Here is an 8,396-nt window from a genome sequence, read left to right as displayed (position 1 = left end):
CTCTTGGTAGAAAAAAAGCCGGCGATAAAAGCCGACTTTGTAAAATTCGTGTTGAACTAAATCTTAGTACCAACCATTTGCTTCCCAGAAGCGTTGAGCATTTACCCATGAACCATAACGTTGAGCAACGTATTGGTCAGCAACGCGTTCTTGGTTAGCTGGTGAATAGTCACCGTTTAAGTAGCTAGCACTTAATTGATACTTACCAATGTATTGGCCGTTCCGTGCGTTGTAGTTGTTGCTTGATTCGTGTTGTGCGATCCAAGCCTTAGCAGCAGCGTTGCTACCTGAAACATTTGAACTGTAGTTGTCATTGTTTGAAGCTTGAGCTTGTGTGTTTTGTGAAGCTGATTGTTGAGCAGCTTGTTGTGTTGAAGCTTGAGCTTGTGTGTTTGTGTTTTGTTGTTGTGAAGTTGCTTGTTGTTGAGCAGCTTGTGCGTTGTTGTTTGTGTTTTGTTGTGCAACAGCTTGGCCGTTGTTATCGTTGTTAACCTTTAATTGTTGGCCAACAAAGATTAAGTTCGGATTGCTAAGGTTGTTAAGTTGTTGGATTGTATTAACAGTTGTGTTGTACTTTTGTGCAAGTTCTGAAACAGTGTCACCAGCCTTAACTGTAACTGTGTCAGCATTTGCAACTACTGTAGCACCAGCAATTGTACCTGTTAATGCAGCAGCTGAAACTAAAACCTTTTTCATCTTCATAAATATATTCACTCCTATAAAAATTATCTGTATATATTCTTACTAACTTTCATATCAAAATCGCTCCGTAACGATTTAACAGTGTCTAGTATAAGCGGTAAATATCACAGCGTTGTAGCAAGAGTATTACTTATTGTTACAAAAAACTGAAATTTTGTAACAAAAGTCGGTAAAACGTTGTTAAATAAACGAATTAGTTTTGAATAAAAAATCGAAATTAAATTGTTTTTTTGTGAAAAAATCTGAATTTAATATGAATTTTACAATGAAACCGAATCGAATATAACAAAATCCTGGTATAATTTACAAAAAGTAACAGAAAATTACGGAGGAAAAAAGCAATGGATAAAGTTTTACTTTTAAATGCTGGCAGTTCGTCAGTTAAATGGAAAGTCTTTGAAATTGAAAGTGAAAAGGTTGCGGGCGAAGGTGAAGTTGAACGGATCAATACACCGCAAGCATTAGTTACGACCAAGTTTAATGGTGAAAAAAAACAATCGCAGGAACCAAACTTGGGATATGAAGATGCAGTTCGGATGATTTTAAATAGAATTGAAGAATTTAAAATTGCTTCATTAAATGAAATTCAAATTGTTGGTCACCGGGTCGTTGCCGGCGGACAAAAGTTTAAGAAGGCAACGTTGATCACGCCGGAAGTCTTGCAAGAAATTAAGGATCTAAAAGATTTTGCGCCATTGCATAATCCGCATGAAGCTCGGTACGTTGAATTGATGCAAAAGATTTTGCCAAATGTTGACCAGTACGCAGTGTTTGATAGTATTTTCTTTACGGACATGCCGGAATCAAATGCCATTTACAGTTTACCGTATGAGTTGACTCAAAAGTATCAGATTCAACGGTACGGCGAACACGGAATCAGTCACAGTTACTTGGCAGAACGGACAGCGGAATTGCTTAACCGTCCATTAAATAAATTGAAAATTATTACATTACATTTAGGAAGCGGCGCATCGGTAGCAGCAATTAAAGATGGCAAAGCATTTGACAGTTCAATGGGCTTTACTCCGTTGACGGGCTTAACGATGGGAACCCGAGCGGGGGATGTTGATCCAGCAATCGTCCCATTTTTAATGGAAAAAGAAGACATGACAGCTGAAGAAGTAATGACACTGCTGAATGATCAATCTGGAATTTTAGGAATCTCAGAATCAAGTTCTGATATGCGGGACATTGAAGCTGCGTGGAAAAAGGGTGACCGCCAAGCCAGCCTTGCCCGTGAAATTTTTATTAACCGGGTCGTAAAGTATGTGGGCGCATATTTTGCTGAACTTGGTGGCATTGACGCGTTAGTGCTCGCTGGCGGGATCGGTGAACACCAAGTTGATTTGCGGTTGGCATTGTTAAAACAACTGCGGGTTCTTGGCATCGAGGTCGATGAAAAATTAAATCAGGCAAATCAGGAAGGAATAATTTCGCCAAAAGACGCGCAAATCAAAACAATGTTGATTCCAACGAATGAAGAATTGCAAATGGTTCGTCAAATTAAAAAAGAAATTTAATTCAGAAGAAGGTGTGATGGAGTTAAAGAACTTCATCGCACCTTCTTTCTTTCAACTTGTCTAATATGATAAAATGAGAACAAATGTTTGATTGAGTGAAACGTGAATAGAGGTGGAATGATGAAATTTTTACATACAGCAGATTGGCATATTGGAAAGAAATTGCATGATTTTTCCCTTTTTGATGATCAGCGAGATGCGTTTGAACAAATTGAACAGATCGCGTTGCAGGAAAAGGTTGATGCCATTGTAATTGCAGGTGATTTATATGATCGGTCAGTTCCAAGCGAAGACGCGGTCCGCCTGTTGGATCAAATGCTGATTCAATTAAATTTGAAGGATCATTTGCCAGTGTTGGCAATTAACGGAAACCATGATTCTGCCGTTCGGCTTAATACAGGAAGCGACTGGTTCAAGGCAACCGACTTTTATATGAATACAAAGTTAAAGGATGCTTTTACACCAGTAGTTATTGGTGATACGCAGTTTTTCTTATTACCATATTTTGAACTTCCGGCTGCGCGCAACTATTTTAAAGACGTTGAGATCCATAACTTGAACGATGCGATGAAGTTGATTTTCAGCCAAATGAAAGAACGGTTTGAAAATGATAAGAAGCATGTTTTATTGGCGCACTTTTTTGCTGCTGGAAGCAGTCACTGTGACTCAGAAACCCAAGTCGAAGTCGGCGGGCTTGATGCCGTTGCCCTTGATTTAATGGAAGATTTCGATTATGTTGCGCTGGGACATTTACATAGTAAAAATGCGTTGCATCATCCGCGAATGAAATATAGCGGTTCACCGGTCAAGTTTTCGGTAAGTGAAGCGCAGGATGAAAAGGGTGTTTGGATCGTTGATACGGACCAAGAGGATGAAATGGCCAAGTGGGTTCCGTTAACGCCGAAAAATGATATTGTGGTTTTGCAGGAGAGCTTCGAAACGTTGACGAGTCCTGAATTTTATCGTCAAGTTGATGATGACCAGTTTGTGGCAATTCGGTTAACGGATAAGGAAATTATTCCGAATGTGATGAATCGGCTGCGTGAGTTTTATCCGCGGGTCATCAGTTTTCAAAGGCAAAATGGCCGGAATGCAATCTCACAAGAAAGCGGCCGGAAGATAAAAAAACTGAGCCCGCTTGAAATGTTAGAAACCTTTTATCATGAAGCAACCGGGGATGAACTTTCATCAATTCAAAAAAAGTTTGCGAAGGAAGAATTAGCAAAAGCTGAAAGGAGCGTTAATTAATGCGGCCATTAAAGTTAACAATGCAGAATTTTGGGCCTTACCGGAATGAAACGGTTGATTTTACCCAATTTGAAAACGTACCGTTATTTCTGATCAGCGGGAAAACTGGAAGCGGAAAAACAACGATTTTTGATGGAATTTGCTATGCGCTTTTCGGCGAAACTTCTGGTAATGAGCGGACGCCGCAGCAGATGCGTTCATCCTTTGCGCAAGCACGGGAAAAAACGGTTGTTCAATTAAAATTCGAACATCAAGGAAAAGAATATACGATCACCCGCGAGCCAAAGTATGATTATGTGAACGCGAAGGGCGGAACGTCAAGTCACCAGGCCAAGCAAATGTTGAAGTACGATGGTGTTAACGGCGAAGAGGAGACGTTGACAAAGACATCAGATATTAAAGGTTTTATTGAGGATTTGCTTCATTTAAATGCGAAACAGTTTACCCAAATCGTTTTGCTACCGCAACAACAGTTTCGAAAATTTCTGGCTGCTGATAGTGCGAATAAGGAAAATGTTTTACGGCAGGTTTTTGGGACTGAGATTTTTGAAAAGTGGACGGAACAGATCAAAACTGAAGTTCGCGAACTAAGCAAACGGGCAGAGCAGCAGCGGGCAAATCTGGAAGTTTTAAAGCAAAACGTAATTTTAACGGATGATGAGCGCAAAGCAGTGCGTACGAATCAGGACTGGTTTGCGGTCGTTGACGAAAAAATCACGCGTAATCAGCAATTCGTAACGGATCAAAGAAAAATTTTAGATCACGATAACGAGAAACTGCAACAATCGCGAAAGCAGCTTGATGATGCTAAGCAATTGAAAAAAGCATTCGATGAGCGCAACCAGCTAGAGCAAGAACGAATGATGCTTGAACAGCAGGATGAAGAAGTTAAACAAAAAGGACAAGAAATCGCTCTGCTTGAGTGGGCCCAATCGCAGCGAGCTTTAATAATGAAAGTTAGTCAGCAACGAGCAGCAGTTGAGGATGCTGATCATCGAATCAAAGATGCTGAAAAAAACTTAGGTCGATTAAAGGAAGAGCAGCATCAGCAGCAAAAAATTTATGATGAGCTTGAAAAACATGCCCCTGAAATGGAGAAACTAGCGACTGACGTCCAACGGCTAAAACCCAAGTTGGATTTGTATCCCGAAGTTCAAGCGGCCCAGCAAAGTTTGCGGGATGCCCAGCATCAGTTAGAACAGGCAACGCAAAAAACAGCTTCACTCAAAGAAGCACTTGCTGAGAAGGAACGGCAATTGAAAGCTAATCAAACTCAGTTGCAACAAATTGGTGATTTAACGAATTTAAACGATGATCTGAATCAGCGAAAACTGCAGCTTAACCAGCTTGATCACCACCTTGAACGGCTTGAACAGCTTAACCGCGATAAAACGACGAGTACGCAAAAGTTGGCAGCAATCGATCAGGATGTTGCTAATCAACGAAAGACAGTTGCGGTTCTTTCTGATCGGGCGAATGAACTGCAAAATTACTTTGCTCAAAACCAGATCAATTTCTATGTAAAACAGTTAACTCCGGGAAAGGCTTGCCCGATTTGTGGTTCAACGGAACACCCGCACCCGGCTGAAATTAAGGTTCCGGTTGAAATGCAGGCGATTAAAGAAGAGGATGTCCAGCAGGCGCAGACCCAATATACCCAAGCTGCTCAAAAGTTATCTCAAATTGAAGAGCAACAGAGTGAATTTCAGCAACGGGTACAAGTTGCTCAACGGGCTTTAGATGAAGAACTGCAAAAGTTGAATCAGGAAAATCAAACGGATTTATCATTTGATGAAATTGGTGATTGGCGTCAAAACCGGGAACGTGATTTTCAAACCCGAAAACAAGAATATGATGACGCCAAGGTCCTTCAAGGACGGTTAACAGTCCAAAATACGACCCTTTCACAGCAACAAACGGAGTTGCAGAATCAGTTTGATAACGCACAACAGCTAAAAACAACCGCAGAGCGAAAAGCGGCAGAGCTGGATGCTCAAGTTAAGACTCAACAAAAATTGCTTCCTGCTGAATTTAAAACAAAGGCTGAATTAGAAGACCAGTTAGGGCAATGGCAAACTCAAATTGAAAAATTTACGACTGCTCAAAAGACAAACGCGAACGAGATGCAACAAATTAAAGAGCAACAAATTGTATTTGAAACTCAGGATAAACAACTGACTGAACGGTTGCATGAATTGAGTCATGAGTTGAACCAAACTGAACATGATTTGGAAGCCGAATTACAAAAACAAAATGAAACGGAATCCAAACTGCGGAATTTGATCAGCAATTTACACCGGTTACCGACGTTACGAACGGAAGTGGATGAATATCGGCAAAAAGTGCGGTCAAATACTGATCAGTTGGCGAAAGCTAATGAAGTGATTGGAAACCAAGCGTTGCCCAAGATTGATCACCTTCAAACCCAGGTTGCTGATTTGGAAAACAAGTTGCGTGGAATGCAGATTAAATGGGGTGAACAAAATGCCCAGCTGCAATCATTGAAGCAAATCAAGCACCAAGCATCAAAACTGTGGGATGCTTGTCAAAAGCAACAACAGCATCTTGATGAGGTTGCGGAACTTTCACAGATCGTAAGCGGAGGGACAAGCGAAAATAAGCTTGGGCTTGAGCGTTTTGTTTTGCGCGAGTACTTTAAAGAGGTTCTTGAGGTTGCAACTCAAATTTTGGAAAAAATCACTGACGGCCGGTATTCATTTGTCTTGCAACAAAATGCGGAACGCAATACTGCCCGGCAAACCGGATTGGGAATTGATGTCTATGATGATGAAGCCGGTCAGACTCGGAGTGTGCACACATTGTCGGGTGGCGAAAGCTTTATTGCCGCTTTAGCCCTAGCGTTGGCGTTAGGTGAGGTAATTCAACGGCAAAACGGCGGAACTGAAATCGATACGCTATTTATTGATGAAGGCTTCGGTTCCCTTGATGAAGATGCCCTTGCGACTGCGATGGAGACTTTGCGAACGTTAGAAGGCAAGAATCGAATGATCGGAATTATCAGCCATGTGAGAGAACTCCATGCTCAAATTCCAGATCAGATCAACGTGGTTGCGCATGAGGGGCAAAGTCATTTGAAATATCGGCATGAAGGATAATTTTGAGGAAGAAAAATGAAATATCGTACACACGTTACGCTAACATTAGCGATTGGCCTCCCGTTGATGGCGGCTTCAGGTGAAGTGAGTTTCCTAAATGGGTGCGCTCTTGGAATTGGAAGTCTTCTTCCAGACATCGACCATCCGAGTTCATTTTTGGGAAAACGGAATAAAATTGCCAGCGGAATTACTAATAAGACACTCGGTCATCGTGGCGGGACCCATTCGCTTTTAGGAGCAGTAATTGTCTTTGTGTTAGGAACCGTTATTCAGTTTCACTATTTATCAGCGTCGGGTCAAAATGTGACTTTTTGGTTGCTGATAGGGTACTTAATGCATTTAATTGAAGATTCTTTCTCGAAGGAAGGAATTCATTGGTTATGGCCATACAAAAAGAAACGGAAACGACCAAAGCTGATTTACTACACAACGGGAGGAATTGGTGAACACCTCGTTTTAGGATTTACTTTGTGTTTACTCCTGATTGAATTTCGTCTTTTATGGCTTGGAACACTAGGTCAGGTGATCCATTGTCAATGGCTAACAGTTGTTCAGACCAAATTTACGGCGTTTCAACATACGTTGCTAGCGATTATTAAATAAAAAATGGAGCCGAATCGAATTGATCCGACTCCATTTTATTTGGGTTTAAATTACTTTTCGTCTTCTTTAAATACCCAGAAACGTTGGCCAAAGTAATTGATAATTGTAAATAAGATTGAACCAGAGAGTAATGAAATGATTTTAAGAACCATTACCCCAGCGTGTTTGAAAATCAATTTTGCAATTGGCTGGGCAATGCCGTATGCAACAACATAACAAATCAAGATATTAATGACAAATTTACCAATATCTTCTTTTCCGGTCGTATTGCTTTGGAAAGTAAAGTGCTTATTTAAGATGTAACTAACGATGCTTCCAACAACAATATTGACCCCGGAAGGAACCCAATAACTAATTGTGTGGCTTGCGCCCATCTTAGTTAAAAGCCACAATGATAAGAACATTGCGACCCAGCCAACAACGGTATTAACAACCCCAACAATGATAAATTTGATGATGGTATTGTCGAAAACTTTGGTATTTTTTTCTTCTGATTTCATTTACTGATCCTCTTTTAATCTGGAATACATCAAATAAGTATAAAAAACTTAAAAAAAAGAGTCAATTTTGTTTAAAAAAATCTTGACGGATAAAGGTGATACCTGTATAGTAATAACTGTTGTTGATTTGGTAGGTCACTAAAAAAAGTGATTGACACCAAGCTTTCAATTTGGTATTATGTAAAAGCTGTCAGTTTGATAGCTAATTGAATAAGAAGTAGATCTTTGAAAACTGAATAATGTTTCGACACACAAATGTGCAGGGCAATTCATGAAAATGAATGCAATAACATTTGCGAAGTCAATTCGCTAGTAATTACGAGTCACAAACTTATAAATTGAGAGTTTGATCCTGGCTCAGGACGAACGCTGGCGGCGTGCCTAATACATGCAAGTCGAACGAGAATTTCTTACACCGAGTGCTTGCACTCACCGTAAGAAATTCGAGTGGCGGACGGGTGAGTAACACGTGGGTAACCTGCCTAAAAGAAGGGGATAACATTTGGAAACAAATGCTAATACCGTATAACCATGATGACCGCATGGTCATTATGTAAAAGGTGGTTTTGCTATCGCTTTTGGATGGACCCGCGGCGTATTAACTAGTTGGTAGGGTAACGGCCTACCAAGGTGATGATACGTAGCCGAGTGGAGAGACTGATCGGCCACAATGGGACTGAGTCTCGGGCCATACTCCTACGGGAGGC

Annotated in this window: 6 protein-coding genes and 1 rRNA gene; 5 read left to right on the top strand and 2 right to left on the bottom strand. The window is 40.7% G+C overall.

Annotated features, from left to right (window positions below):
- Positions 1–63 precede the first annotated feature (63 nt).
- The gene (gene apf / locus A3O17_RS05255) at positions 64–702 is read right to left on the bottom strand and encodes an aggregation-promoting factor (protein WP_064213148.1); all 639 of its coding nucleotides are present in this window, start codon (positions 700–702) and stop codon (positions 64–66) included.
- 341 nt (positions 703–1,043) lie between these two features.
- Between apf and A3O17_RS05250 the strand changes: the two genes are divergently transcribed.
- The 4 genes from A3O17_RS05250 (at position 1,044) to A3O17_RS05235 (ending at position 7,189) form a co-directional block, all read left to right on the top strand.
- Positions 1,044–2,222 carry an acetate/propionate family kinase gene (locus A3O17_RS05250; RefSeq protein WP_064213147.1) on the top strand — a complete coding sequence of 393 codons (1,179 nt, stop codon included), beginning with the start codon at positions 1,044–1,046 and terminating at the stop codon, positions 2,220–2,222.
- 120 nt (positions 2,223–2,342) lie between these two features.
- Complete coding sequence (locus A3O17_RS05245; protein WP_064213146.1) at positions 2,343–3,470, top strand: exonuclease SbcCD subunit D; 1,128 nt, start codon at positions 2,343–2,345, stop codon at positions 3,468–3,470.
- Positions 3,470–6,586 carry an AAA family ATPase gene (locus tag A3O17_RS05240; RefSeq protein ID WP_064213145.1) on the top strand — a complete coding sequence of 1,039 codons (3,117 nt, stop codon included), beginning with the start codon at positions 3,470–3,472 and terminating at the stop codon, positions 6,584–6,586. Before A3O17_RS05245 ends, A3O17_RS05240 begins: the two co-directional genes overlap by 1 nt.
- Before the next feature lie 15 nt (positions 6,587–6,601).
- Positions 6,602–7,189 carry a metal-dependent hydrolase gene (locus tag A3O17_RS05235; protein ID WP_064208654.1) on the top strand — a complete coding sequence of 196 codons (588 nt, stop codon included), beginning with the start codon at positions 6,602–6,604 and terminating at the stop codon, positions 7,187–7,189.
- Positions 7,190–7,239: 50 nt separating this feature from the next.
- On the opposite strand, the gene A3O17_RS05230 is transcribed toward A3O17_RS05235, so the two are convergent.
- Positions 7,240–7,689: a GtrA family protein gene (locus tag A3O17_RS05230; protein WP_064208653.1), complete on the bottom strand. Its 450-nt coding sequence runs from the start codon at positions 7,687–7,689 to the stop codon at positions 7,240–7,242.
- 334 nt (positions 7,690–8,023) lie between these two features.
- On the opposite strand from A3O17_RS05230, the gene A3O17_RS05225 reads away from it, so the two are divergent.
- Positions 8,024–8,396: ribosomal RNA gene (locus A3O17_RS05225) — 16S ribosomal RNA — on the top strand; the annotation flags it as partial.

Origin of the sequence: Ligilactobacillus aviarius (assembly GCF_001654615.1) — a bacterium.
Lineage (GTDB): Bacteria > Bacillota > Bacilli > Lactobacillales > Lactobacillaceae > Ligilactobacillus > Ligilactobacillus aviarius_B.
The sequence above is the reverse complement of the archived record's forward strand: the minus strand, read 5'-3'. Positions and strand labels throughout refer to the sequence as shown.

Coding starts and splice junctions, on each gene's coding strand:
- apf (WP_064213148.1), bottom strand. CDS start 702: ATGAAGATGAAAAAGGTTTTAGTTTCAGCTGCTGCATTAACAGGTACA.
- A3O17_RS05250 (WP_064213147.1), top strand. CDS start 1,044: ATGGATAAAGTTTTACTTTTAAATGCTGGCAGTTCGTCAGTTAAATGG.
- A3O17_RS05245 (WP_064213146.1), top strand. CDS start 2,343: ATGAAATTTTTACATACAGCAGATTGGCATATTGGAAAGAAATTGCAT.
- A3O17_RS05240 (WP_064213145.1), top strand. CDS start 3,470: ATGCGGCCATTAAAGTTAACAATGCAGAATTTTGGGCCTTACCGGAAT.
- A3O17_RS05235 (WP_064208654.1), top strand. CDS start 6,602: ATGAAATATCGTACACACGTTACGCTAACATTAGCGATTGGCCTCCCG.
- A3O17_RS05230 (WP_064208653.1), bottom strand. CDS start 7,689: ATGAAATCAGAAGAAAAAAATACCAAAGTTTTCGACAATACCATCATC.